This is a genomic window from Flavobacterium sp. (genome assembly GCF_044368625.1).
Lineage (GTDB): Bacteria > Bacteroidota > Bacteroidia > Flavobacteriales > Flavobacteriaceae > Flavobacterium.
Map to the genome: position 1 here is coordinate 1 of NZ_JBIPPD010000020.1, position 25438 is coordinate 25438.

Below are 25438 nucleotides of genomic sequence, written 5' to 3' on the forward strand. Positions count from 1 at the left end.
ATACACGACGCTGCAACCAAATACCAAGGTAAAAAAATCAAAATTGTGGTACCTCCCAATTGTTATGGCGGTACCAACGACCAAGCGCGACGTGTAGCAGCAAGTGTTGCTGATGTTGAAATCGTTGACTTACTCGTAGACGGCGATAACGATATGGTACAAAGTATTGCAACCGTTTTAGAACAAATTGCCCAAGAAGATGCGGTACCGTATATCATTGCGGAAATTCCGACCAATCCGAGAGTAGAAGTTCCGGATCTAATAGAATTGCAAGCGGTTTTGTCTGCCAAACGATTTACACCAGAGGGAACGATTGCAGTTGATCCCGTTTTTATATTGGATCAAACTTTTTGTCCTAACTTCCAATTTTTAGGCGAAGGAAAAATACTTTCTACTGTACGAACCATTTCGTTTGCCAGTGGTTCTAAATTTCCAAGTGGCGGAAAATGTACGGCAGGTTACTGTGTTGGAAATGCCAAAGCGAATGATTTAATGCCGAAAATTGCGGTGCATTTGGCACTTTGCGACAATGAGGCAACTGATTTACAATACCAAATCCTCGCCCAGCAATTGCCTTCGATGAATCAACGGATTGCCGATGCTTATGTCAATACGCGCGAATTTGTACGTTTTATTCACGAAGTATTACCAACGGCAAAAATCAATTTTGTTACTGATGCCTTGGCTTTGCAAGGGTTTACACCCTCGGTTTTTTCGTTGGATTTGCCTACAAAAGGAAATTCGGAAGCGGAAAAAGAAGCACATAAACGAGCGTTGAATTTAAAATTGATTCATTTGATGATCACCAAAATTCCAGATGAAAGTAAGTTTTGTGTAAGCTACGGTCAACTCAAAGGCTGTTACTGGACAATTCCAGCTATTTCCACACAAGGAACAACGAAGGAAGGCGACAAAGATTATATCGTTCGGGCTTCGCTTTCAGGAAATATGGATTTGGAGTTGCACAAAAAAGTTTTTTTGGAGTTTGTGGAAAATATGTAAACCCGTTTTAGCTATACGGTTTCAATGACGGATTAGAGTGATTATTACTTTAATCCGTTTTTTTTGAAATAAATTTAGGAAAGAAGTTTACAATTAAATAGAAAAGCGATCCTTTTGAGGCCGCTTTGAATGTTGTAGCTCAAGCTTTTATATTGTTTTTTTGGTGTGTGTGAAACATTTAAATAAAATCCATAGAAAAAGGCGAGTCTCCCCGCCTTAAATGTTTTCACAACGGAATAATCCTTATTGTGAATTGCTTCAAAATTGTACTGCAATGATACAAAAAAAAATTAATGTTCGAATGTGGAAAACCGTAAAGTAGTTAATTTTCTTTTGATTACATTTCTAGCAAAATTTAGATAAAGAGAAAAATCATTTTAAATACCTGTAAAAATGAAGAAAATATTAGGATTGGATTTGGGAACAACATCGATCGGTTGGTCGTTCATTAACGAGGCGGAGAATGAGGATGAAGCTTCATCTATTATAGACACTGGAGTTCGTATCGTTCCTCTTACTACTGATGAGGAAGCCGACTTCAAAAAAGGTAATACAATTTCAATAAATGCAGACAGAACATTAAAACGCGGAGCAAGAAGAGGTTTGCAACGTTTCAAGCAAAGAAGAAGTGCTTTATTGGAAATATTTACTAAAGTGAAATTCATTCCTACCGATTTTATTTATGCAGAAACGGGTTCTGCAACAACTTTTTCATCATATCAATTAAGAGCAAAATCAGCAACCGAAGCTATTTCTAAAGAAGAATTAGTTCAGGTTTTATTGATGCTTAACAAAAAACGTGGATACAAAAGTAGCCGAAAAGCCAAAACCGCTGAAGAAGGTGATGCGATTGACGGAATGAAAATTGCCAAAGAAATTTTTGAAAACAATTTAACTCCTGGACAATGGGTTTATAATTCGTTATTAAAAGGAGGTAAATTCATTCCTGACTTTTATCGATCGGATTTACATAAAGAGTTAGAGAAAATAGTACGTTTTCAAAATCAATTTCATCCAGAGCAAATGAATGATAAATTAGTGGAAAACATTCAAGGTAAATCAAGAACGGTAACTTCTCAATATTTTTCAAAAACATTGAATATTCCACTTGCCGAAAACAAAGGGAATAGAGAAGAAACGAAATTGAAACATTACGAATGGAGAAATAATGCATTATCAAATGAACTCGATTTGAAAATTTTGGCATTTATTATTACTGAAATCAACAATCAAATTATTCAATCCAGCGGTTATCTTGGCGCTATAAGTGATAGAAGCAAAGAATTATATTTCAATCAAGAAACGGTTGGGCAATTTCAATACAAACAACTAGAGAAAAATTCACACACTAAACTAAAAAACCAGGTATTCTATCGTCAAGATTATTTAGATGAATTTGAAAAAATATGGGAAACTCAAGCTAAATATCATCCCGAATTAAATGAAAAACTAAAATCAGAAGTTCGAGATATTACCATTTTTTACCAACGAAAATTAAAGTCTCAAAAACATTTAGTAAGTTTTTGTGAATTTGAAAAAGGACACAAAGCTATTCCAAAATCATCTCCTCTGTTTCAAGAATTTAGGATTTGGCAAAACATCAATAATATTGAATTTAAAAAAGAAAAAGAAGTTTATCCATTAGGTGAAGAACTAAAACAAATTATTAGCCAAGATCTTTTGTTAAAAGAGAATATGACCGATGCACAATTTATCAAGTTCATCATCAATCAATGCAAATTAGAAAAAGGTAATTATTCCATTAATTTCAAAAAAATTGAAGGTAATAGAACTAATACCGAGATTTACAAAGCTTTTGAAAAAATTTTAGTTTTAGAAGGTTACGATGAATTAGACCTTTCTAAATTAGAAGCTTTCGATATAAAAAACATTATCAAATCAGCTTTTTTTGATTTGGGAATTAATACCAATATTTTAGATTTTGACCCAAACATTCAAGGTGATAATTTTGATAAACAACCTTATTATCAATTGTGGCATTTATTATATTCGGCAGAAGATGATGATAAATTAAAAGAAAGCTTAAAAGCAAAATTTGGTTTCAAAGAAAATCATCTTCCTTTTCTTTTGAACATCAGTTTACAAGCTGATTATGGAAGTTTAAGTGCCAAAGCTATCAAAAAAGTATTGCCTCATTTAATGGATGGTCAAATTTATGACAAAGCTTGCTTAATGACTGGCTATAATCATTCTTCATCATTAACCACAGAACAAAATAATGAGAGAGTTTTAAAAAATACTTTAGAATTACTAAAGAAAAATAGTCTTCGAAACCCTGTGGTTGAGAAAATCCTAAATCAGATGATTAATGTGATTAATGCCATTATAAAAGACCCTGCAATGGGAAAACCTGATGAAATTCGTGTGGAATTGGCTCGTGAGTTGAAAAACAATAACGAACAGCGTAGCGAAATGACGAAAGCTATTAACAAAAGTACAGCGGAACACGAACAAATCAGGAAATTATTACACACCGAATTTGGAATTCATCGAGTAACTAGAAATGATATTATTCGTTACAAACTTTGGAAAGAATCGGACGGGATTTCGCTTTATACAGGAAAACCAATAGAACCTTCAAAACTATTCTCTAAGGAATATGACATTGAACACATTATCCCGAAATCACGTTTATTTGATGATAGTTTTTCAAATAAAACGATTTGTGAGCGCCAATTAAATATTGACAAAAGTAATAAAACTGCCTATTCATTCTTAAAAGAAAAATTATCGCCTGAAGATTTTGACCAATTTGAAAAAAGAGTAAAAAGCTTGTTTGGAAAAATTAGCAGGACTAAACAAATTAAACTTTTGATGGCTGATAATGAAATTCCGGAAGGATTTATTGACCGCCAATTAAGAGAAACACAATATATAGCCAAAAAAGCAAAAGAAATATTATTGGAAGTTTCCAGAAATGTAACGGCAACAATTGGCAGCGTAACCGATAAATTGCGTGAAGATTGGGAATTGGTTGATGTAATGAAAGAACTTAATTGGGAGAAATACGATAAATTGGGTTTGACTCATATTGAAGAGGGAAAAAAAGGAGAACGCTTGTACAAAATTAAAGACTGGACTAAAAGAAACGACCATCGCCATCACGCTATGGATGCAATAACGGTAGCTTTTACCAAACCTGCTTATATTCAGTATTTAAACAATTTGAATGCAAAAACACAAGGTGAAAATAAGGCAGGAGCCATTTATGGTATAGAAACGAAAAATTTAGAAAGGGATAAAAACAACAAACTACGTTTTAAAGCTCCAATGAAAAATTTCAGAGAAGAGGCAAAAAAACAATTAGAAAATATTTTGATTTCCTACAAAACCAAAAACAAAGTGGTTACTAAAAATAAAAACGTAACTAAAAAAAGTGGAGGAACGAATCAGAGAATTCAACTGACACCTCGGGGACAGCTACACAAAGAAACCGTTTATGGCAAATTACAACAATATGTTACCAAGGAAGAAAGTGTAAACGCAAAATTTACTGAAGAATATATTCAAAAAGTTGCAAAAAAAGAATACCGTGAAGCACTTTTGAAACGATTGCAACAAAATGGGAACGATCCTAAAAAAGCTTTTACAGGTAAAAATGCTTTAAACAAAATGCCAGTTTACGTTAGTTTAAAGGATAATATTGTAGTTCCCGAAAAGGTAAAAATAGTTTGGTTTGAGGACAATTATACTATACGAAAAGACATTACTCCTGATAATTTTAAGGATTTAAAAAGCATTGCCAAAGTAATAGATTCTGGATTAAAAACTATTCTTGAAAACCGTTTAGCGGAATTTGATAATGACCCGAAAAAAGCATTCGTAAACCTTGACGAAAATCCAATTTGGCAAAACAAGGAAAAAGGAATTGCGATAAAACGTGTAACTATTAGCGGGGTAAGCAATGCACAAGCTTTACACACCAAAAAAGATCATTTTGGCAATGAAATTTTAGACGAAAACGGGAATACAATTCCTGTTGACTTTGTGAGTACAGGAAACAATCATCACGTGGCTATTTACAAAGACGAAAAAGGCAATTTACAAGAAGAAGTGGTTTCGTTTTACGATGCTGTTGTCCGTAGGAATTTAGGATTTTCAGTTATTAATAAAACCCACGAAATGGGTTGGAAATTCCTGTTTTCTATGAAACAAAATGAGTTATTTATATTCCCATCGGAGAGTTGTAATCCACTCGAAATGGATTTATTGAATCCTAATAATTATCATTTGATTAGTCCTAATATCTTTAGGGTTCAAAGTTTATCAGTTGTACAATATGGTAATTCAACAATTAGAGATTTTAAATTTAGACATCATTTAGAAACAACTGTAGAAGACAAAAAAGAGTTAACCAACATCACTTACAAACAAATAAAAAGTTTGACTCCTTTAAATGAAATAATAAAAGTCCGCATTAATCATTTAGGTAAGATTGTTCATGTTGGAGAATATTAATTTAAAAATCAATGGGAATGGGGTTTAACCCATTCTATAATATAAAACAATCCAAATAAGGCTTTAGCCAAACATATTTTGGCTAAAGCCTATTTAAAAATCAATTATTATTTCCCCTCCAGCTAAAGCTGGAGGCAATTCAAAAGCTGGAGGCAATTCAAAAGCTGGAGGCAATTCAAAAGCTGGTGGCAATTCAAAAGCTGGTGGCAATTCAAAAGCTGGTGGCAATTCAAAAGCTGGTGGCAATTCAAAAGCTGAAGGCAATTCAAAAGCTGGAGGCAATTCAAAAGCTGGAGGCAATTCAAAAATGAGTAATTGAAAAATGAGTAATTGACAAATTTGGAATAAATTTATAATCAAGAAAGATTTAAATTCAATTGGAATGAGTTTTAATCCATTCAACTAAAATCAATAGGATTGGGTTTTAACCCAATCGTGAATATCGAATATTTAAGATTGGCTTTAGCCAAAATAATCACAACATAAACAATAAATTATGCCCTTTATCAAAACCTATATTCATTTTGTTTGGAGTACAAAAAACAGAATTCCTTTTCTTAACAACAAAGAATTGAGACAAAAAGTTTGGCATCATATTAAAGAAAACGCCAAAGACAAAGGAATATTTGTTGATTTTGTGAACGGATATTCTGACCATTGTCATTGTCTAATTTCTTTAGGGGCTGATCAAACTATTCAAAAGACAATGCAACTCATTAAAGGAGAATCATCCTTTTGGATTAATAAAAACAAGTTGTGTTTAGACAAATTTGAATGGCAAGACGAATATTTTGCAGTTTCTGTTTCGGAATCTATGATTGATAAAGTTCGGAATTACATTAAGAAACAAGAGGAACATCATAGCAAACAAACTTTCCAAGAAGAATATGATGAATTTATGGCTAAATATAAATTTCAAGAAAATTGAATTTTGGCTAAAACCTTTTTTAATCAATTTTTAGTTGCCTCCAGCTAAAGCAGGAGGCAATTAAATAGAAAAAGTAATTTAAAACAGAAATCAATTGAAAGTATGGGTTGTAATTCAAAAGCAGGATACATTTGAAAATTAAATAAATGCTTTACATTCCTAAAATCAATTGGATTGGGCTTTAGCCCATTCACAATAAAAAAAAAATAAATCATAATTGGCTTTAGCCAAAATATTTTATAGTCATTTTTTAATCCAAAAAAATAATGATAAAAAGAACCTTATTCTTCGGCAATCCTGCTTATTTGAGTACTAAAAACGAGCAAATCGTAATCTCTTATCCCAGCCCCTCCCCAGCCCTCCCCGAAGGAGAGGGAGAAAAAAAACAAGAAACCAAAACCGTGGCCATCGAAGACATAGGCGTAATTGTTCTAGAAAACCAACAAATCACGATAACCAATGGTTTGCTAGAAAAACTAACCAATAATAATGTGGCATTAATTAATTGTGATCAATACCACATGCCTATTGGTTTATTAATGCCGCTTAGTGGTCATACCGAACAAACGGAGCGTTTTAAAAACCAGATTAACGCTTCGGCTCCACTCAAAAAGAATTTGTGGCAACAAACAATTAGTTCCAAAATCATGAACCAAGCAGGACTGCTCAAAGAAAAAGGAATTCCGTGCCGAAAAATGGAAATTTGGGCTAAAGAAGTTACCTCGGGAGATGCACTCAATCACGAATCCAGAGCTGCCGTTTTTTATTGGCAAAACCTCATCACAGTAGAAAATTTTACTAGAGGACAAAAAGGAGTTCCGCCGAATAATTTGTTGAATTATGGCTATGCTATTTTACGAGCGATTACGGCACGAGCGATTGTCAGTTCTGGAATGTTGCCTACTTTGGGAATCTTCCATCGAAACAAATACAATGCTTATTGCCTTGCTGATGATATTATGGAACCCTATCGTCCCTTCGTAGATTTGATAGTCTGTCACATTATGGAAACCGAAGATTCGTATGACGAACTAACTATCGAAATCAAAAAACAATTGTTAAGTATTGCCAGTATTGATGTGCTTATAGACGGTAAAAACAGTCCGTTGATGGTGGCAATGAGTAGAACTACACATTCCTTGCACGAATGTTTTGAAGGTTCGGCAAGGAAAATTTTATATCCTGTTTATGTATGACGAACACTACACCCGTTTAAACCAATATAGAAGTTTGTGGATATTAGTCTTTTTTGATCTGCCCACCGAAACACGCAAAGAGCGTAAAATTGCCAGTACGTTTCGCAAGAAATTATTGGATGATGGGTTTTCTATGTTTCAATTTTCCATTTATATGCGTTTTTGTGCCAGTAGAGAAAATGCCGAAGTCCATAGCAAAAGAATAAAAAATAACTTACCCGAACACGGCAAAATTGGTGTGATGCAAATTACTGACAAACAATTTGGGATGATGGAACTTTTTTATGGAAAAAAACAAGTAGAAACTGACAAACCTTCACAACAATTAGAGTTGTTTTAATGATACAGAAACACAAAAAAGACTAATTCATAGTATTACAACAAGTCAACACCACTTTTTTTTAATTTCAAAATAAACTCATAACAACCAACATATCAATAGATTGAATACCGATACGTTGGGAATTATAAGCTAAAATACAATTTTGAAAGCAATTCACAACTGCAGCGTCAAACGTTTCAAAGTCTTGCGCGTTGGGAATTATAAGCTAAAATACAATTTTGAAAGCAATTCACAACACGCTTCCCTCTACTGAAAGCCCATCTAAAGTTGGGAATTATAAGCTAAAATACAATTTTGAAAGCAATTCACAACTTACAAAATGCAAGGTTTTTTTTATGATTTGTTGGGAATTATAAGCTAAAATACAATTTTGAAAGCAATTCACAACAATCATTAATAATTAATTAAAAATCATAGAGTTGGGAATTATAAGCTAAAATACAATTTTGAAAGCAATTCACAACTCTGTTCCATATTCATTTGTATCATTTCCTGTTGGGAATTATAAGCTAAAATACAATTTTGAAAGCAATTCACAACTTGACGAGGCGAAAAATTTATTTCGTCAATGTTGGGAATTATAAGCTAAAATACAATTTTGAAAGCAATTCACAACAGCATCAAAGCAAAATAGTTGCTCTATCAAGTTGGGAATTATAAGCTAAAATACAATTTTGAAAGCAATTCACAACAACAGCATAATTTATACAAGCAATTGCGTAGTTGGGAATTATAAGCTAAAATACAATTTTGAAAGCAATTCACAACTTTGAAGGTGTGTATCGGTAAGCCTTGCACGTTGGGAATTATAAGCTAAAATACAATTTTGAAAGCAATTCACAACACAATCGTACCAATGTAACTTTTTTTGTTGTTGGGAATTATAAGCTAAAATACAATTTTGAAAGCAATTCACAACGATATTAAATTTGTAAATCACATATTCCGGTTGGGAATTATAAGCTAAAATACAATTTTGAAAGCAATTCACAACCTATTTCAATTCCAAACGGAGCAAACGATAGTTGGGAATTATAAGCTAAAATACAATTTTGAAAGCAATTCACAACCATAAAACAAATATAGTTAAAATATTAATTGTTGGGAATTATAAGCTAAAATACAATTTTGAAAGCAATTCACAACCAGCTATTAAATTTGCTGGAGAAAGTACGAGTTGGGAATTATAAGCTAAAATACAATTTTGAAAGCAATTCACAACTTATTATTGTTGTTAAATCAGAAAACAAATGTTGGGAATTATAAGCTAAAATACAATTTTGAAAGCAATTCACAACGCACGAATGTAGCTATAAACAAAAACTTTGGTTGGGAATTATAAGCTAAAATACAATTTTGAAAGCAATTCACAACTGAATTTGTAATCAAAGATAACGTTGGCTTGTTGGGAATTATAAGCTAAAATACAATTTTGAAAGCAATTCACAACTTATCTACGAAACGTTAACGTAGTATTTGGTTGGGAATTATAAGCTAAAATACAATTTTGAAAGCAATTCACAACAACCGAATCTTAAAAATGATAACCGACGAGTTGGGAATTATAAGCTAAAATACAATTTTGAAAGCAATTCACAACCTTACAACCCGTACAAAGTACGCTGGTCGTGTTGGGAATTATAAGCTAAAATACAATTTTGAAAGCAATTCACAACAACACTTACCACAAATATGCTGCAAATGTTGTTGGGAATTATAAGCTAAAATACAATTTTGAAAGCAATTCACAACAATTCCAGAAAATTAGCAAAGCGGAGGTGGGTTGGGAATTATAAGCTAAAATACAATTTTGAAAGCAATTCACAACAAACCGCTATAAATACCCGCAGAAAAATAAGTTGGGAATTATAAGCTAAAATACAATTTTGAAAGCAATTCACAACCCGTTTGCGCCGAAAATGTAAAAGCTGGTAGTTGGGAATTATAAGCTAAAATACAATTTTGAAAGCAATTCAAAATCACGTGGTCAATAACTTAATTAAATATCATCACAATAAGGCTATATGCCGTAGGTGTAAACCTTTAGTCCTGCTTCGGTGGGACTTTTTTTTGTGCAAAAATGGGGTTCCCTCTCCAAGTATAATTAAAAGAGGGCAATCACAAAACCACCTTTTGTTGAAAAAAAAAATTTACTAAACTGTGGAACAAATCAGATATATTCTTATATTTACAACTCATTTCGATACGAATAGCAGGAACTATTCGAGACTTTCGAATTACTAAATTTGCTCAAAAAGACGGGTTACTAGCTGCTTTTTTGGGCTTTTTTTTGCTCAAAATTCACTGGTTTTTTAGTAACTTAGGTATTCTTACACAAAAAATTAATTGCAATTCCACTGCATATTGGGTTTTTACTTTGTGAAATTTAAATTACCTAATAATAGGCGTAATTTTTTATCTTGTTCCAAAAAGGATGCGCCTTTGACAATGCCGTAGGCCGAAACTTCTTCTGGCGAAACTAGTCCTACGGTACTTTAACTGATTTGGAAGCAACATACTATTTTTAAGGTGCCTCGGGGTCATCAAGGTGTTTGCGTAGCAATACACGATACTTTACACTCATCATCTTTTAGCATTAAAGTGTAAAATAGGGCAAGTATACTCCTTACGAGTTGCTTACTTCGCTTACAAAATTGCAAATAACTTTATGCCGACTTCTGTTCATCGTCGTAGTCGTTTTTAACAAGTGAGAAAAAAAAGTATTACGCACTAAAAATTCATACCTTACTTATAGACCTATTTTTAAATTAAAATAATCCCAGTCAACACAAAAATAAAGAAAAACCATAGTATTAAAAACAAATTATTTCACCAACGGTACCCGCTTTTGCTAAAGGATGCTAAAGTGGCAATCGTGCAAAATTGGCCATAAACCATATTTATTGTGCTTACTTTTGTTTCAAATAATTTAGTCCTTTTTTCCCTAACTTACTTAACTTTGCAATCCAATCTACAACAAATGCTGCGGATTTTCGCGCCAAAATGGATTATTAGGAATTATAAAAGGTGGAAAAATCAAATTGGACGGTTTGTAAGGAATGTCGGGGACGCGGTCAAAAAAGTCGTGGCCTCACCAAAAAGGCGAAACTCCGCTACCAATTCGAGTATGAACAATATAAAAAGTCGGACTGTAAAGGCAATGCACCTGTAGCTTCCATTGGTCACCAACACATTTGTGATACCTGTAATGGATCTGGGTTGGTTGCTTGTGCCCAATCCGTTCCGACCGATGCGGAGAATTATCCTCATATTGCCATTATTGGAGGCGGCATTGGCGGTACAGCTTTGGCGGTCGCTTGCATGCACCGCGGCATTCCTTTTACACTTTATGAACGTGATGCTACTGTTGAAGCTCGTGCCCAAGGCTACGGGCTTACTTTACAACAGGCAAGTAAAGCCATTAATGCATTTGGAATTTTTGCATTAAAAGAAGGAATAGTATCTACAAAACACATTGTTCACACTACTGATGGCAAAATAATAGGCGAATGGGGAATTAGAAAATGGCTGGATGCTGAAACAAAATTCTTACAGAAACGCACTAATGTACATATTGCCAGACAATCCTTACGAAGGCAACTTTTGCAACAACTCGGCGAAAACATGCATGTAAAATGGGGACATCAATTGGTTGATTTTAAAAAATGTGATGACGAAACTGTTGAATTGTCCTTTCAAGTAAACGGTGAGACGCAACAATCCAAAGCTGATCTTGTGGTTGGTGCCGATGGAATTCGAAGCGTTGTTCGCAATTTACTCATTGGTGACAATGTTAGTCCGTTGCGTTATTTGGGTTGTATTGTCATATTGGGCATTTGTCCTTTAAGTGCTTTAAAAAACATCAAAAGTCCGTTACTGGATTCAGCCACAGTATTTCAAACTGCCAATGGCAATGAACGAATTTACATGATGCCTTTTTCAGCTGACGCAATTATGTGGCAACTGAGTTTTCCAATGGAAGAAGAAGAGGCTAAGTTTTTAAGTGCCCAAGGAACTAAAGCGCTGAAAGAGGAAGCTTGCCGAAGAACACAATGGCACGATCCAATTCCACAAATTTTAAAGGCAACTTCGGAAAACCAAATTTCGGGTTACCCTGTTTATGACCGAGAATTACTTACGTCAGAATTATTGTCCAAAGAAAATTGCGTTACGCTAATTGGTGATGCAGCCCACCCAATGAGTCCGTTTAAAGGACAAGGAGCAAATCAAGCATTGTTGGATGCCATTAATTTGGCGCGAGCTATTTATCATAAATGCCGACCTACTTCTGACTGGAGAAAAAGGGGAATTAGAGAAAGTCTTTTGAATGAATTTGAATCCGAAATGTTAGCTCGAAGCGCTCCAAAAGTAATGGATTCTGCCGCAGCAGCCGATTTCTTGCACTCTGAAATTGTTTTGAAAGAAGGCAACGAACCAAGAGGACGATTTTTGAAAAGGAACGAAAACTGAATTTAGAGTAAATAAACAAATACCACGAACTATTTCGTAAGTTAAAACTGTGCTACTCCTACAAACCAAATATTGAAATTAAAATTTTTCACTTAATTATACCGAATCGCTTTTATTGGAGAAATCTTTGTAATGATTATGGATGGAATTAACAAAATCAAGAAACAAATTATTACAGTTAATAAATTCAGTAACATTATATTTTCAAATCCAATGAAAACTGGCGCTTGATTGACATGATAACTTTCGGGGTTGAGTTTAACAATTCCAAAATGTTTTTGAATCAAAAGAATTCCAATACCAATAGTGTTTCCCCAAAAAAGTCCTTTACCAATGAGGTACAAGGCATTGTAGAGAAATATTTTTCGAATACTCCAATTATTTCCGCCCAAGGCTTTGAGAATACCAATCATTTGGGTACGTTCCAAAATCAGCACCAGTAAGGCAACGACCATATTGATGGTTGCCACAAAAATCATCACGATCAATATAATTTGAATATTGATGTCGAACATTTTGAGCCACTCAAATATAAAATAATACTGCTCTACAATAGTTTTTGAATCAAAGGGTTGGGCTTGGTTTTGCTTGTTAAATGTTGCTTTATAAACAGCTGTACCCAGCGCTTCAATGCGGTCAAAATCGTTGACAAAAACTTCAAAAGCACCTACTTCGTCCGGTTGCCATTTGTTCATTCGTTGGACGTGTCGAATGTCGCCAATGATATAATTGGCATCAAATTCCTGAAAACCAGAGTCGAAAATACCTACAATCTTGAAATTTCGCTTGTTGGGGTATTTATTGACTTCGTTTTTAAGGAAAAACGTAATGAACGTATCACCCAATTTAAGATGCAACCTGTTGGCCAAAAATTTCGAAATGATAATTTCGTTATTTAAATTAGCCTGAACGTCGGGTATTTTTCCTTCTAAAATATAACTTTTGATTGTTTTCCAATCATACTCTTTCCCAACTCCCTTTAAAACTACTCCTTCAAAAGTGCTTTCCGTTCGAATGATTCCCGTTTTGGTGGCAATGGCTTGAATGTGGGTTACTTCGGGAACAGCGGTAAACTTGGGGTAAAAATCTTGTTGAACCGACATTGGAGTCAAGGTTTCTTGCGACTGATTGCTGTCGTAATTCGACACAATAATGTGTCCGTTAAAGGCTGATATCTTATTTCGAATTTCGTTTTTAAGCCCAATTCCTGTAGCTACGGAAACCAGCATCATGATCATTCCGATGGCAATTGCCGAGACTGCAATTTTTATAATTGGTCCAGAAATACTACTTTTATGGTTTTTAGCAGTAATGAGTCTTTTTGCAATAAAATATTCTAAATTCAAATGTTATATTTTTCTTCAAAAATACTTTATTCACATCAAAAAGCTCTTATTTTAACCTATAATTATCTGGTTTTGCCCATGAATCCTTTTTTTGTTTGTTCCCCCTCTCGCTTCCCAATTAAAATTTGGTTTTTTTCTTCGGTAAAAATGATTTTCGTGTTTACATTCTTAGTTTCTTGCAAAACTTCAACGGCTTTAAATTATGCAAAACCAGAAGATGTAGCCTTAAAACCAAAAATTATAACCATGAAATTTTTGCCAGGGGCGGATAATTTGAACAATCATTTGGAATTGTTTTTCCATAAAAAAGTTGGAATCGTAACCAATCAAACAGGACTGGTTACGTACGATTCCATTTACAACACCTCGGATGATTCCGGATATAACAAACAAAGACTCGTAATCCGAACGGTTCATGTAGTGGATTACATCACCGAGCAAACGTCAATTAATTTGGTTAAAATTTTTGCCCCCGAACACGGTTTTCGTGGTACGGCCGATGCTGGCGAACTTGTGGATGATTCGAAAGATGCCAAAACGGGTTTGCCGATTCTTTCTTTATACGGTAATAATAAAAAACCAACTCCCGAACAACTCTCCGGAATTGATGTTTTGCTTTTTGATTTGCAAGATGTGGGTGCTCGATTTTACACCTACATTTCTCATTTGCATTACGTTATGGAAGCGTGTGCCGAAAACAATGTATCGCTCATCATTCTCGATCGACCCAATCCAAATGGAAGCATTATCGACGGTCCTATTTTAGATCCTGCCTATTCCAGTTTTGTAGGAATGCATCCAATTCCTATATTGCATGGAATGACCATTGGCGAATATGCATTGATGATAAACGGACAAGGATGGCTTACGAATAAAGTGCAATGCCACTTGAGTATTATTCCTTGCGAAAATTACCGTCGGAATTTGCCTTACGACTTGCCTGTAAATCCATCGCCCAATTTACCCAATTCGCAGTCTATAAATTTATACGCCAGTTTGTGTCTTTTTGAAGGTACGAATGTAAGTGTGGGTCGTGGCACTTCGACACAATTTCAAGTGTATGGCTCTCCGTTTCTTCCTAATTCGGGATTCCATTTTATCCCTGAACCCAATTTTGGTGCCAAAAATCCGTTGCACAACAGCAAAATCTGTTATGGCGAAGATCTAACTAAAATTTCAAAAGTGGATAAATTGGAATTAAAATGGTTACTGAAAGCCTATCGTGAAACAAGCAATCCGGAAAACTTTTTCAATTCATTTTTTACAAAATTAGCAGGCAGTCCAACATTGCAAGAACAGATTGAGTCGGGACTTTCCGAAGAAGAAATTCGAGCCACTTGGCAGGATAGTTTAGAAAAGTTTAAGAAGATGCGAGAGGACTATTTGCTCTATCCTTAAAAATATAAGAAAAATTTATACTTTCGATACTAAGGAAATCCATACATATTTAGTACTTTAGTTAAAAATTAAAATAACCAGTAAAATAAAATATATGAAATATTCAGAAGTGATTTTCAGCTTGATGGATGAAATCCGACAGCTTGTAGAATTTATAAACCAGTATATTCACAAAGGAATTGAGTTATTTGAGCAAGCCCGATTGTGGATTGCAAAAGCTATTGAGTACATTGAAGCTCGAATTAACGAATTCACTTACCGCGTTAGAAACAAAAACGTGGACTTTTTAGAATTTTCTGAAGAAGACATGTTTGTTTAAAAAATTAAAGCCCTGAATTTTCAGGGTTTTTTTATACCTAATTTAGTGGAACATGCTCTTTAATTATGATTTTGCATCACGTTTAAAAGAGCAATCTATAAAACATTTAAAGTGGTATTCTCTTTTTCATTTCCTCTACAATGGCATAAGCAGCGGGACAAATGGCTACATTTTTCAACGTCAAATCGCTAATTTGCTGAAATTTTTTTCGATCCGTATGTGGAAATTCCCGGCAGGCTTTGGGTCGCACTTCATAAATACTGCAATAATTTTCCGAGTCCAAAAACGTGCAAGGCACACTTTTTAAAACATAGTCGTTATCCTCATCAATCCGAAGATGCTGTTCAATAAATTGTTGCGGTTTTTGTCTAAAATATTTAGCAACCCTTTCGATATCGGCTGTTGTAAATAGTGGTCCAGTAGTTTTACAACAATTGGCACATTGCAAACAATCTGTTTTTTTAAATTCGGCATCGTGCAAATCCTGCATCACGTAATCCAAATTTTTTGGCGCTTTCTTTTTAAGCTTATCAAAATACTTTTTGTTTTCGATATGCTTATCTTTGGCCAACTTCGGAAGTAGGTTTAAAATTTGTTTCAAGTTTCAATTTTGATGCAAATTTAGTTACTTTAGACTTTAAACCTGAAACAAAAAATGATAAAAGATTTATTTGGACTAGCCATTCTGGATTATCACACGCAAAACAATCCCGAACCTCTAATAACCGCCACTTCTATTTCGGAAGAAGACGAAATGGACGTTGCCTATTTGTTTCGGTCGTATGAATCTATGCCAAATCTGGAACAAAAAGCGTTACAAATGGCTTTCGGAAACGTCTTAGACGTAGGTTGTGGAGCGGGAAGTCATGCTTTGAGTTTGCAAAATGACCGTAATTTAGCAGTTACCGCGATTGATATTTCTGAAAATGCTGTTCGGGCTTGTGCATTAAGAGGACTTCAAAATGTGTTTGTAAAAAATATTCTCGAATGGGAGTCCCCGGAAAAATTCGAAACGATATTACTATTAATGAACGGTACTGGAATTTTTGAAACTTTACAAAAAACACCCGTTTATTTGCAAAAATTAAAAGCCCTTTTGGCACCAAACGGTCAAATACTTATCGACAGTTCGGATTTGATTTACATGTTTGACGACTCCGAAGACGCAGACGGTGGAAAATGGATACCGAGTGACGGCTATTACGGCGAATTGATCTTTACGGTACAATACAAAGGTGAAACCGAACTTCCTTTTCCGTGGCTGTATCTCGATTACAATACGTTGCAAAATGCCGCATTTGCTAATGGTTTTAATTGCGAACTCATCATCGAAGGCGAACATTTTGATTATTTAGCCCGATTGACGCACCTGTAGCTAAACCTCGATGATAGTGGTTGTTTGAATGATGTCTGCTAAAGCGCCATACAAAACATCCAAATCGGCTTGCGAATTGTAGGCATTTATCGAGTACCTCAAATATACCTCGTTGTTGAGCAACATCACGGGAATTTGAATTTTGTACTTATCAAAAAGTAAATCTTTTAATTCTTCTGGCTTTGAAGTTCGGACAGGAATGCTTGCCATTTGACCAAAAAATTCGGCTGAAAGTGGAGCAATCGGATTGGAATTCAGTAAGGCACAAAACCGAGGGTAATTTTGCAACACCATTTTTTTTGCTGCATCCGATTTTTGTACCCAATTGTGTTGGTGCAAAAACCCGATTACCGCTGGCGTACATAAATAAGCCGCATTGTCATTGGTCCCTTGATACTCATGCAGATCTAAAAAAGGACTTTCGCTTGGTGCCAAACTATCGTAACCCCAACTTACGACCAATGGATCCAATTGATTTTGTAGTTCCTTTCGGACGTATAAAAAAGAGGACCCTTTTGGTGCCAACATCCATTTGTGCAAGGTTCCTGTATAATAATCGGGTTGCAATGCTTTGATATCTAGTTCGATATGACCAGGTACGTGAGCTCCGTCGATGATGGTTGTAATTCCAAGTTCTCTTGCTTTTTCGCAAATTTCTTTTACGGGAAAAATCAACGCTGTGGTACTCGAAATTTGATTTAGAAAGATAATTTTTGTTTTAGCCGAAACGCCTTGCCAGAATTCCTCAATAATTTGTTCTTTAGAAATGATGGGCAATGTTATGGGTTGACGCACGTATTTGGCACCCGATTTTTTACAATAAAAATTCCACGTTCGGTCCATCGCACCGTATTCATGATTGGTTGCAAGAATTTCGTCGCCTTCTTGCAGATTCAAACTTCGCATAATGGTATTGACTCCTACTGTTGGATTAGGCGTAAAAATGAAATCATTGACGTTACAATTAATAAAAGTAGCCAATGCCTCTTTGGCTTTCGCCAAATGCATTGCGAATTTTTTTTGGATAAAATAAACGGGATCTTGCTCCATTTCTCTTTGAAAATCCTGAAAATTTTCAAAAACAGGCTTTGGGCAAGCACCGAACGAACCATGATTGAGGAAGGTTAAATCGGTTTTTAATTGAAATGCGTCTTTCATTCGAAAATTGAATTTATAAAAAAACCCAAACTAACTCGTTTGGGTTGATATTATGCTTTTTATTATTCCATGTATTTTACCATAATACTTTGCAACTCCATTCCCCATTCTTGTCCAGCCGCGCCTGATTTTTCAGTAATTTTTCCCATAGAACTGGCTATTTTCTTACCAATAGGGGATTCATAAAATTTCATCATTTCTTTTATGTCTTCGTGCGTATAGACTTCCATATAGATTTTCGCAATTTTTTCATACAAAGAAGGTAAAGTGGCGTCGAATTCCTTAGAAAAATCGGCTCTTTTAGCCAATGGAATATTTTCCATTACTTGTTCTTTGGCCATTTGCATTGGTGCTGCAGCGCCTGATTGCTGGATTACTTTGAGTACATCTGCTTTAAAAGCATCCTGTGCCATTGCAAAATGAGCAATAAAAAAGAACGCACTTGTAATAATTAATTTTTTCATAGTTTTTTACTTTAAAGTGTGAACCAAATTTAAGGCTTTTTAAGGAATATTCAAATATTTATGCGTTTGCAACGACACCCTCCATTTGGGATTATTCATTACATAATCAACGATTAATGGGGTCATCTCTTCTTTCTTGCTCCATTCCGGTTGCAAAAATAGTATGGCATTGGCATTTACTTTTGCGGCTTGTTCTTCGGCAAAAATAAAATCGTGCTTGTTAAAAATAATAACTTTCAGCTCATTGGCTTTGTCGTAAACAGTTTGTGTGGGTAATTTATTTTTTTTTGGCGAAAGACAAATCCAATCCCAAATTCCCGAAAGTGGGTAGGCTCCAGAAGTTTCGATATGTACTTTTCGATTATGGGCTTTTAATTTTTGCGTAAGTTGGGTCATGTCCCACGTCAATGGTTCGCCACCGGTTACTACCACGGTTTCAGAATATTTTGAGGCATTTTCCACAATTACATCCACATCGGTTGGCGGATGGAGTTCTGCATTCCAACTTTCTTTCACATCGCACCAATGGCATCCCACATCGCAGCCACCAATGCGTATAAAATATGCAGCCGTTCCGGTATGGTACCCCTCACCTTGAATGGTATAGAATTCTTCCATCAATGGCAACATAGCTCCTTTTTCGACGGCAATTTGTAGTTCTTTTGTTAACATTTTACTTTTTAAATAGTCTACAAAGATAGGCAATAGGAGTATCAATGGCAATGTCAAAATTAAATGAAGTTCGAACTGATTCAAATTGCGCCAAATTGCACAGATTTAAAGATTTCGTTTTTTATTCTTTTGATAAAAAAGTTTACTACTGTTATAAATGTATAAATGGTATCAGGTTGGCTTATCTATATCACAAAAAACCACAAATATTAACGCACTAGTACACGATATAACGCCCACAAAAACGACAAAAAAAAACCGATACCATTAATGATATCGGTTTTAAAAAACAATTTATTGAAATTATTTTAATGTTTTTAATCGTGCCAATGCGACTTCATTTGTCGGGTCGATTGCCAAAGCTTTTTGGTAAAATTCACGTGCCTTAGCTTTATCGCTATTGGCATAAAATGTTGCCATATTGGTGTAAGCTTCAACAAATTTAGTTTGATTAGCAGGTTTGTTAACTTCAGCTTCACCTTTTTCGGTTACCACTCTAATAAACTCCTCATAGTTTTTAACCATTAGCGCTTGTGCCTCAGCGTTATTTTCTAGCAAACTGTTGATTCTTGCTTTATACATGTAAGCATCTTGAGTAGTTGGCGAAACAGCGATTACATTATCAAATGCTTTCGAAGCCTTTTCTACTATTAAGGGACTAATTACTTGGCCTTCTGGTAAATTTACATTCCCAAAATACAATGCATATCCTAGATAGAAATTATCATACAAGAAATTTTGCGAATTTGGATTTGATGTAGCTACTTCATAAATCGCTGCCGCTTCATTGTATAATTTAATATCGAAAAACTTTTTACCAATGTCATTTAATTCATTTGCCATTGCAGGATCCATCTGAACGCCTTTCAACATATCTGCCACACCAGAGCTAAATAAAGTTTGATCAACCGTGTTAACCACACTTGCGTCTGCTGCTGTAGTAGAAGTCAATGCTTTATTGGTTTTTGCCATTCCTAAATACAAATAATCACGTCCAATTGGCTTTGTATTTGGTGTTGCTAAAAACTCATTTATAGCTTTGATGGTCTCTTGATTATTTCCGTTTTCGTAGGCAGAATAACCCAAATAACGCAAGATACGTGGATTTACTTTGTCCAACTTTTTCATTTCATTAGCTTCTTTTTCAAGTGCTACATAATCTTTACTTAAGATTAAGAAATCGGCGTGACGCATTCTTGAATCCAATGAGTAATCCGTCATTGTCAAATATTTATCGTAATATTCCAACGCTTTTTTATTGTGTGCTGCGTAATTCGCTTTGTCATTTAACGACCATACATAATAGGTTTCTGCTAATTCTCTATAAGCAGGACCATAATTGGGGTTAATGGCTAAGATGTTTTCAAAAGCGCTTTTGGCTTCTTGAAATGCTTTTGAACCTTTGGTGATTACTCCCAATTGCAACTTAGCACGTAAAACCGAATTATCGGCATCGTAGGCGTTTCGGTAGGCTGAATAGGCCTCGTTTATATTTCCTTGTCCGTAGTATGCATCTCCCATAGACAATAAAACCTGTGCGTCATTTGGCTGGATGGCTTTCGCTTTATTTAAAAATGTCAATGCTGAGGCATAATTTGGTGTTTCGGCATTTAAAAAAGCGCGACCGATATACAAGAATTCTTCAAAATCCTTACGTTTCATGTCCAATTGAGCTTTATTAAAACTTTCGTTAGACTTTGCTGCATCATTACTGTTCAATGCCATCTGACCTAAACCAATGTGATTGAAATTAGCATTACTTTTAGCTGCAAGTCCTTTTTGAAAATAAATTTTAGCAGAATCTTCTACTTTTTGAGTGAGATACAAATTTCCTAAAACAAAGAAATTTTTACCTTGATCAGGAGCCGAAGTAGTCAACCCTTTCAAAATTGTTTTGGCATTATCATATTTTTCGGCGTCAATCGCTTTTTGAGCCGTTTGAAGATCTTGGGCAACTCCTGTGGCTCCAATGACTAAAAATGCAGCGCTGAATATTTTTAACTTGTTCATAATTTTACTTTTTTATTTAATAATTTTTTTTCGAATGTTGATGTTTCGCTCGGGTATTGTTATGGGAAGCAAATTTGCCTTTAAAACAATTCGCTGACCGATATCACCGACAACGAAAGAAGCAAAACCCGTACCTAAACCGGCAAAGCCTTGATAATTTAACACATAAATACTACGTTTTAATGGATACAATCCTTGACCTAGATTGGCTTGAGTAGGTTTATAATACCTATCATTATTAGTTCCATTTTTAACATTTTTGATTGCTAAAACAGTAATCTGATCTATAAGTCCTTGCCACTCTGCATAAGGTTCTGCCACTGCATCCATACCTATAACTCCAATAGCGTCAGGATTTTTTTGCACAAAATCTAAAACTTCCTTTGTTGAATTTAAAAAATACGTATTTTTTTTGAGACCGTTAGGCACGTTTGCCCAACGATTCATATAAGTAACTACGCTGGAATTTGGGTTTTCAAAAACTAAGTTTTTGAGTGTACTCGGTTTGCCGTGCAGCAAATTATACACTTGATCCAAATCCAGTAAGGTATCGTTGGTGTTCTTATTACGAATAAAAACAACCGCATCGGATGCAAAATGTGAAACTCGTGCCTTTACTTTTTTGTTCTTAAAATAATTTTCTTCGTTTGGAGTCAGTTTTCTGGTCAAAACGGCCATATTTGTTTTACCACTCAACAAATCATTTACAATTTCAGACTCTGATTTAGCAGTCAAATTAATTTTAGCATCGTATTGATTTTCAAAAACTTGCACTTGACCTTCAACTAAAGACTGAACCGTTTCATCTACATACAAATCAATCTCACCCGTTACAATAGTTTCCTTTTGTTCGGCACCGACTTTTTCTTTACAGGCTAGAAACACGCTGATAACCACAATTATCATTGCAATAACTTTAAGATAAGTAGGTATTTGTTGTTTATTCATGATTTGTTGTTTTGAATTAATCGTATAAACCTGAAAAATGCGTACACAATGAGTAATACCCCAAAAGCAATGCGATACATTGGCTGGAGATCAATTGGGAATTTCTTCCAAAATATTACGGCTAGACCAAGCACAAAATAAATTAGAAAGAAGAATATTCCTAAAACGAGCAGAAATCGCACTTTAGGCGATTTCTGAACTCTTTTTTTTGTATAATTTTCGTCTAACATTATATATTATCCTCCTACGATACTAATTGGTAATGAGAACAATGCACGAACAGGACGACCATTTTGAATACCTGGTTTCCATTTAGGCATTTTTTTAAGCACACGAATTGCCTCGGCACCTGTTCCATAACCTAAATCACGCATTACTTTAATGTCGGTAAGACTTCCGTCTTTTTCAACAACGAATTGAACAATAACTTTTCCATTAATGTCTTCATCCGGAGTTCTATAATTTTTGCTGATAAACTCAGAAAATTTTTGCATTCCACCTGGGTATTCAGGTCGAACTTCTACAGCAACATAAACGGTGTTGTCCTCAACAATTTTTACGTCTTTATCGCCTTCTCCAGATGGTGCATCAATAACGATTTTTCCGTCGTCACGACCTTTTACATCTTTAGAACCCACATTTTTGTCCTTCAGTTCCTCAATAGTCTTGATTTCCTCAACTACTTTTTCCTTTTCAACAACTTTTGGTTTGACAAATTTAACCTCATCAATTTTTGGCGCTGGAGGCGGTGGAGGTGGCGGTGGTAAAAGTGGTTTTACTTCTTCTGGAGGTGGGGGTAAATTGGCCATATCAACCATAACCACTTTCTCTTCCTCTACCACTTCGTCCGAACTCCAATCAAGCATTGGCAAAGCCAATAAAGACGCAAATACAGAAGCTCCGATTAAAAGTGCCAGTAAAGTCATTTTAGGATTTTCTTTTCTCAAAACGTAAGCTCCATAAGCTTTGTTTCGACCTTCGAAAACCATATCAATCCATTTTCCTTTGAATATGTCTAGTTTCATACTAAATTATTTTTAAATTTTAAAAGAATAAAACTACTCTTCAAACAATTGCAATTCTTGAGGTATAATATCTACAATAGCATACACCTGAACTTTTCCGATTGCTATTTCGTCCAAAACATCGATTAAATTCAAATAAGTAGATTCTTCGCTTGCTTTTATCAAAACAATTAAAGGTTCTCCATTGGGCTTTGCAGTAGTCCGCGTTGCCATTGGCACCGATTTAATTTTCTCCAAAATTTCTTTACGAAGACTCTCTTTTGTATACGTCAAGGCTTTTGGTCCTTCTTTTGGACTATTGATTTGCCCCATATACATCTGCAACTTATTATCAGGTCCTAAAACAAGGTTCATTGTTCTATTTTCATCAATAAGAATTTCATTTTCAATTTTTTCGTCTTTATCAGGCATAGCCAAATCCATCGACTGCGGTTTTGACAATGAAGTTGTTAACATGAAGAACGTAATTAGTAAGAAGGCCAAATCCACCATTGCCGTCAAATCGACGCTTGAATTTTGCTTTTTACTCCTAACTTTGCCTCCTTTGTCTGCTTTTCCTCCGCCAGTATCTAATTGAGCCATTTTTACTTTTTTTTATTATTCTCCTCTTAGTGCTGTAACCAAATTAAATTTGTTTACTTGCTGTTTTTGAAGAATGTCAATTACTTTTTTGATTTCAGGAAATTGCTCTTTTGCATCGCCTTTGATTGCAAAATTCAACTGTTGTTCATTCACTTCCGCATTTGCGTTTCGTGCTGCTTTAACCCATTCGGTTAACTGATCGTTTAAAGAATCGTGTGGGATTCCTTTTTGAAGTCCGTCGGCATTTCTGTCGGTGTTAGACAATGCGATCAATCCTTTTAATTGATTTACGGGCACTCCAAATTCCTCCATTAAGCCAAATCTTTTACTTTCTTCAGGTGTAAACTGAATGTTGTATTGCTTTCCAATCAATTCTAAAGTTTTCTCTCTAACATTTGGCGCTTTTACACCAAAAAATACTTTTCCACTATCTGCAATGGTTACAATTGCTAGATCAGTATCAGGTAATTTTACCTGCACTGTGGAAGCTGGCGTATCAACTGGAACAATTTCCGGTTGTTTTGCCGTAGCGGTTAGAATAAAAAACGTTAACAAAAGAAAGGCAACATCACACATCGCCGTCATATCGACAGCAGTAGCTTTTTTGGACATTTTAACTTTCGCCATATTTCTTATTTAATATTGCATCAAAAAAAGACACAATAATTATTACTATTCGTTTTATTATTAACCTCTTAAACTTCCTCTGAAACGTCTGTAAGTACCTACAATTGTTGCACCTGCTTCATCAATTGAATACGTCAAAGTATCAATTTTAGAAGTAAAGAAATTGTAAGCGATAATTGCTAAAGCAGAAGTTGCAATACCTGTTGCCGTGTTGATCAAGGCTTCAGAAATACCGTTTGCTAATGCTGCTTGATCTGGAGCTCCAGAAGTTGCTAATGCACCAAAAGCCGTAATCATACCCGCAACCGTTCCTAAAAGACCTGCTAACGTTCCTAGAGAAACTAGTGTAGAAATAACTGTCATGTTTTTCTCCAACATTGGCATTTCTAATGAAGTAGCTTCTTCAATTTCTTTCTGAATCGTTTCTGCAGCAGCTTCACTGTCGAAACCTTCTTTCTTTACATCATTGTATTTAATAAGAGCCGCTTTAATTGCATTTGCTACAGAACCTTTTTGTTTGTCGCAATCTGCAATTGCACCTTCGATATTTCCTGTTACAATGTTAGCCTGAACACTTTTCATGAATTTATCTAAATTTCCTGTACCTGCTGCTTTAGATATTACGAAGAAACGCTCAATTGAGAATACTACTACCATTAATAAAAGCCCCATCAAAACTGGTACAATTTTACCTCCTTTGTAAACCATTGCAAGATAATTTCCTGGTAGTGGATGACCCGTGTTATCACCGCCTTCAAAATTAGATCCATCACCCATAATGAATTTCCAGATTAAAATTCCAATTCCAATACATACTACAATTGCAATTCCTGAGAATAAATTTCCTCCTGTTGATCCAGTTTCTTTCTTCGCTACAGTAGCGTTTGCCGCGTTTGCCATTTTTTTAAATTTTAGTTTTTAAAAGTTTAAACCATTACCTTTTACAATAACGGTATCTTATTGAATTAATTTAACAGAACGACAAATTTAAATTTTTACATCATATAAAAAAATAAAAAGTTCCATTTTATTCATTATTAACAATAATTTCTGATATGCTGGTATTTGTATTAAATGTTTAACCAATACAAAACTC

At 34.8% G+C, this 25438-nt stretch carries 20 protein-coding genes, 1 pseudogene and 3 CRISPR repeat arrays; of the genes and pseudogenes, 9 read left to right on the plus strand and 12 right to left on the minus strand.

What is annotated here, in order from left to right; all coding sequences use genetic code 11:
* Window positions 1–1002 (plus strand): annotated as a pseudogene (locus ACIQ2X_RS02900) (cystathionine beta-synthase); the annotation flags it as partial.
* A gap of 393 nt (window positions 1003–1395) precedes the next feature.
* Entirely contained in the window at window positions 1396–5481 is a 4086-nt protein-coding gene (gene cas9, locus ACIQ2X_RS02905; protein ID WP_396177379.1) for a type II CRISPR RNA-guided endonuclease Cas9, read from the plus strand.
* A gap of 93 nt (window positions 5482–5574) precedes the next feature.
* Here cas9 and ACIQ2X_RS02910 read toward each other — a convergent pair whose 3' ends face one another.
* Window positions 5575–5883: a hypothetical protein gene (locus ACIQ2X_RS02910; RefSeq protein WP_396177380.1), complete on the minus strand. Its 309-nt coding sequence runs from the start codon at window positions 5881–5883 to the stop codon at window positions 5575–5577.
* A gap of 94 nt (window positions 5884–5977) precedes the next feature.
* On the opposite strand from ACIQ2X_RS02910, the gene tnpA reads away from it, so the two are divergent.
* The 4 genes from tnpA (at window position 5978) to ACIQ2X_RS02930 (ending at window position 12418) form a co-directional block, all read left to right on the plus strand.
* Window positions 5978–6409, plus strand: coding sequence for an IS200/IS605 family transposase (gene tnpA / locus ACIQ2X_RS02915; protein WP_396177381.1), 432 nt, complete (start codon window positions 5978–5980; stop codon window positions 6407–6409).
* Between the two features lie 266 nt (window positions 6410–6675).
* Entirely contained in the window at window positions 6676–7605 is a 930-nt protein-coding gene (gene cas1, locus ACIQ2X_RS02920; RefSeq protein ID WP_396177382.1) for a type II CRISPR-associated endonuclease Cas1, read from the plus strand.
* Entirely contained in the window at window positions 7598–7945 is a 348-nt protein-coding gene (cas2, locus tag ACIQ2X_RS02925) for a CRISPR-associated endonuclease Cas2 (protein ID WP_396177383.1), read from the plus strand. The genes cas1 and cas2 overlap by 8 nt, the downstream gene beginning before the upstream one ends.
* Window positions 7946–8062: 117 nt before the next feature.
* A CRISPR array of direct repeats spans window positions 8063–8412; the repeat unit is 46 nt; unit sequence GTTGGGAATTATAAGCTAAAATACAATTTTGAAAGCAATTCACAAC.
* Between the two features lie 484 nt (window positions 8413–8896).
* A CRISPR array of direct repeats spans window positions 8897–9398; the repeat unit is 46 nt; unit sequence GTTGGGAATTATAAGCTAAAATACAATTTTGAAAGCAATTCACAAC.
* 29 nt (window positions 9399–9427) lie between these two features.
* A CRISPR array of direct repeats spans window positions 9428–9852; the repeat unit is 46 nt; unit sequence GTTGGGAATTATAAGCTAAAATACAATTTTGAAAGCAATTCACAAC.
* A 1123-nt stretch (window positions 9853–10975) separates the two neighbouring features.
* Window positions 10976–12418, plus strand: a complete 1443-nt coding sequence (locus ACIQ2X_RS02930; protein WP_396177384.1) for an FAD-dependent oxidoreductase — start codon at window positions 10976–10978, stop codon at window positions 12416–12418.
* A gap of 92 nt (window positions 12419–12510) precedes the next feature.
* Here ACIQ2X_RS02930 and ACIQ2X_RS02935 read toward each other — a convergent pair whose 3' ends face one another.
* Window positions 12511–13764 (minus strand): ABC transporter permease, encoded by a 1254-nt coding sequence (locus ACIQ2X_RS02935; protein ID WP_396177385.1) that lies wholly within the window; start codon window positions 13762–13764, stop codon window positions 12511–12513.
* Window positions 13765–13911: 147 nt separating this feature from the next.
* Here ACIQ2X_RS02935 and ACIQ2X_RS02940 point away from each other — a divergent pair, with 147 nt between their 5' ends.
* The gene (locus tag ACIQ2X_RS02940) at window positions 13912–15162 is read left to right on the plus strand and encodes an exo-beta-N-acetylmuramidase NamZ domain-containing protein (RefSeq protein ID WP_396177386.1); all 1251 of its coding nucleotides are present in this window, start codon (window positions 13912–13914) and stop codon (window positions 15160–15162) included.
* A 94-nt stretch (window positions 15163–15256) separates the two neighbouring features.
* Window positions 15257–15481, plus strand: coding sequence for a hypothetical protein (locus tag ACIQ2X_RS02945; RefSeq protein ID WP_396177387.1), 225 nt, complete (start codon window positions 15257–15259; stop codon window positions 15479–15481).
* 106 nt (window positions 15482–15587) lie between these two features.
* On the opposite strand, the gene ACIQ2X_RS02950 is transcribed toward ACIQ2X_RS02945, so the two are convergent.
* Complete coding sequence (locus ACIQ2X_RS02950) at window positions 15588–16082, minus strand: YkgJ family cysteine cluster protein (RefSeq protein WP_396177388.1); 495 nt, start codon at window positions 16080–16082, stop codon at window positions 15588–15590.
* A 57-nt stretch (window positions 16083–16139) separates the two neighbouring features.
* Between ACIQ2X_RS02950 and ACIQ2X_RS02955 the strand changes: the two genes are divergently transcribed.
* Complete coding sequence (locus ACIQ2X_RS02955; RefSeq protein ID WP_396177398.1) at window positions 16140–16856, plus strand: class I SAM-dependent methyltransferase; 717 nt, start codon at window positions 16140–16142, stop codon at window positions 16854–16856.
* On the opposite strand, the gene ACIQ2X_RS02960 is transcribed toward ACIQ2X_RS02955, so the two are convergent.
* The 9 genes from ACIQ2X_RS02960 to ACIQ2X_RS03000 all read right to left on the minus strand — a co-directional run bounded on the left by ACIQ2X_RS02960 (window position 16857) and on the right by ACIQ2X_RS03000 (window position 25242).
* Complete coding sequence (locus ACIQ2X_RS02960; protein ID WP_396177389.1) at window positions 16857–18014, minus strand: aminotransferase class V-fold PLP-dependent enzyme; 1158 nt, start codon at window positions 18012–18014, stop codon at window positions 16857–16859.
* Window positions 18015–18076: 62 nt separating this feature from the next.
* The gene (locus ACIQ2X_RS02965) at window positions 18077–18478 is read right to left on the minus strand and encodes a DUF2059 domain-containing protein (RefSeq protein WP_396177390.1); all 402 of its coding nucleotides are present in this window, start codon (window positions 18476–18478) and stop codon (window positions 18077–18079) included.
* A 39-nt stretch (window positions 18479–18517) separates the two neighbouring features.
* Window positions 18518–19150 (minus strand): 7-carboxy-7-deazaguanine synthase QueE, encoded by a 633-nt coding sequence (locus ACIQ2X_RS02970; RefSeq protein ID WP_396177391.1) that lies wholly within the window; start codon window positions 19148–19150, stop codon window positions 18518–18520.
* Between the two features lie 303 nt (window positions 19151–19453).
* A complete protein-coding gene (locus tag ACIQ2X_RS02975) occupies window positions 19454–21160 on the minus strand; it encodes a tetratricopeptide repeat protein (RefSeq protein WP_396177392.1) in 1707 nt (568 codons plus the stop codon).
* A gap of 12 nt (window positions 21161–21172) precedes the next feature.
* A complete protein-coding gene (locus tag ACIQ2X_RS02980) occupies window positions 21173–22108 on the minus strand; it encodes a PstS family phosphate ABC transporter substrate-binding protein (RefSeq protein ID WP_396177393.1) in 936 nt (311 codons plus the stop codon).
* A gap of 236 nt (window positions 22109–22344) precedes the next feature.
* A complete protein-coding gene (locus tag ACIQ2X_RS02985; RefSeq protein ID WP_396177394.1) occupies window positions 22345–23133 on the minus strand; it encodes an energy transducer TonB in 789 nt (262 codons plus the stop codon).
* A 33-nt stretch (window positions 23134–23166) separates the two neighbouring features.
* Window positions 23167–23715 (minus strand): ExbD/TolR family protein, encoded by a 549-nt coding sequence (locus ACIQ2X_RS02990; protein WP_396177395.1) that lies wholly within the window; start codon window positions 23713–23715, stop codon window positions 23167–23169.
* A gap of 15 nt (window positions 23716–23730) precedes the next feature.
* Window positions 23731–24342, minus strand: a complete 612-nt coding sequence (locus ACIQ2X_RS02995; RefSeq protein WP_396177396.1) for an ExbD/TolR family protein — start codon at window positions 24340–24342, stop codon at window positions 23731–23733.
* Window positions 24343–24402: 60 nt separating this feature from the next.
* The gene (locus tag ACIQ2X_RS03000; protein ID WP_396177397.1) at window positions 24403–25242 is read right to left on the minus strand and encodes a MotA/TolQ/ExbB proton channel family protein; all 840 of its coding nucleotides are present in this window, start codon (window positions 25240–25242) and stop codon (window positions 24403–24405) included.
* Window positions 25243–25438: the final 196 nt, after the last annotated feature.

What these genes read in the sequence shown, in the direction of transcription:
- cas9 (WP_396177379.1), top strand. Translation starts at nt 1,396, where the DNA reads ATGAAGAAAATATTAGGATTGGATTTGGGAACAACATCGATCGGTTGG.
- tnpA (WP_396177381.1), top strand. Translation starts at nt 5,978, where the DNA reads ATGCCCTTTATCAAAACCTATATTCATTTTGTTTGGAGTACAAAAAAC.
- cas1 (WP_396177382.1), top strand. Translation starts at nt 6,676, where the DNA reads ATGATAAAAAGAACCTTATTCTTCGGCAATCCTGCTTATTTGAGTACT.
- cas2 (WP_396177383.1), top strand. Translation starts at nt 7,598, where the DNA reads ATGTATGACGAACACTACACCCGTTTAAACCAATATAGAAGTTTGTGG.
- ACIQ2X_RS02940 (WP_396177386.1), top strand. Translation starts at nt 13,912, where the DNA reads ATGATTTTCGTGTTTACATTCTTAGTTTCTTGCAAAACTTCAACGGCT.
- ACIQ2X_RS02945 (WP_396177387.1), top strand. Translation starts at nt 15,257, where the DNA reads ATGAAATATTCAGAAGTGATTTTCAGCTTGATGGATGAAATCCGACAG.
- ACIQ2X_RS02960 (WP_396177389.1), bottom strand. Translation starts at nt 18,014, where the DNA reads ATGAAAGACGCATTTCAATTAAAAACCGATTTAACCTTCCTCAATCAT.
- ACIQ2X_RS02965 (WP_396177390.1), bottom strand. Translation starts at nt 18,478, where the DNA reads ATGAAAAAATTAATTATTACAAGTGCGTTCTTTTTTATTGCTCATTTT.
- ACIQ2X_RS02970 (WP_396177391.1), bottom strand. Translation starts at nt 19,150, where the DNA reads ATGTTAACAAAAGAACTACAAATTGCCGTCGAAAAAGGAGCTATGTTG.
- ACIQ2X_RS02975 (WP_396177392.1), bottom strand. Translation starts at nt 21,160, where the DNA reads ATGAACAAGTTAAAAATATTCAGCGCTGCATTTTTAGTCATTGGAGCC.
- ACIQ2X_RS02980 (WP_396177393.1), bottom strand. Translation starts at nt 22,108, where the DNA reads ATGAATAAACAACAAATACCTACTTATCTTAAAGTTATTGCAATGATA.
- ACIQ2X_RS02985 (WP_396177394.1), bottom strand. Translation starts at nt 23,133, where the DNA reads ATGAAACTAGACATATTCAAAGGAAAATGGATTGATATGGTTTTCGAA.
- ACIQ2X_RS02990 (WP_396177395.1), bottom strand. Translation starts at nt 23,715, where the DNA reads ATGGCTCAATTAGATACTGGCGGAGGAAAAGCAGACAAAGGAGGCAAA.
- ACIQ2X_RS02995 (WP_396177396.1), bottom strand. Translation starts at nt 24,342, where the DNA reads ATGGCGAAAGTTAAAATGTCCAAAAAAGCTACTGCTGTCGATATGACG.
- ACIQ2X_RS03000 (WP_396177397.1), bottom strand. Translation starts at nt 25,242, where the DNA reads ATGGCAAACGCGGCAAACGCTACTGTAGCGAAGAAAGAAACTGGATCA.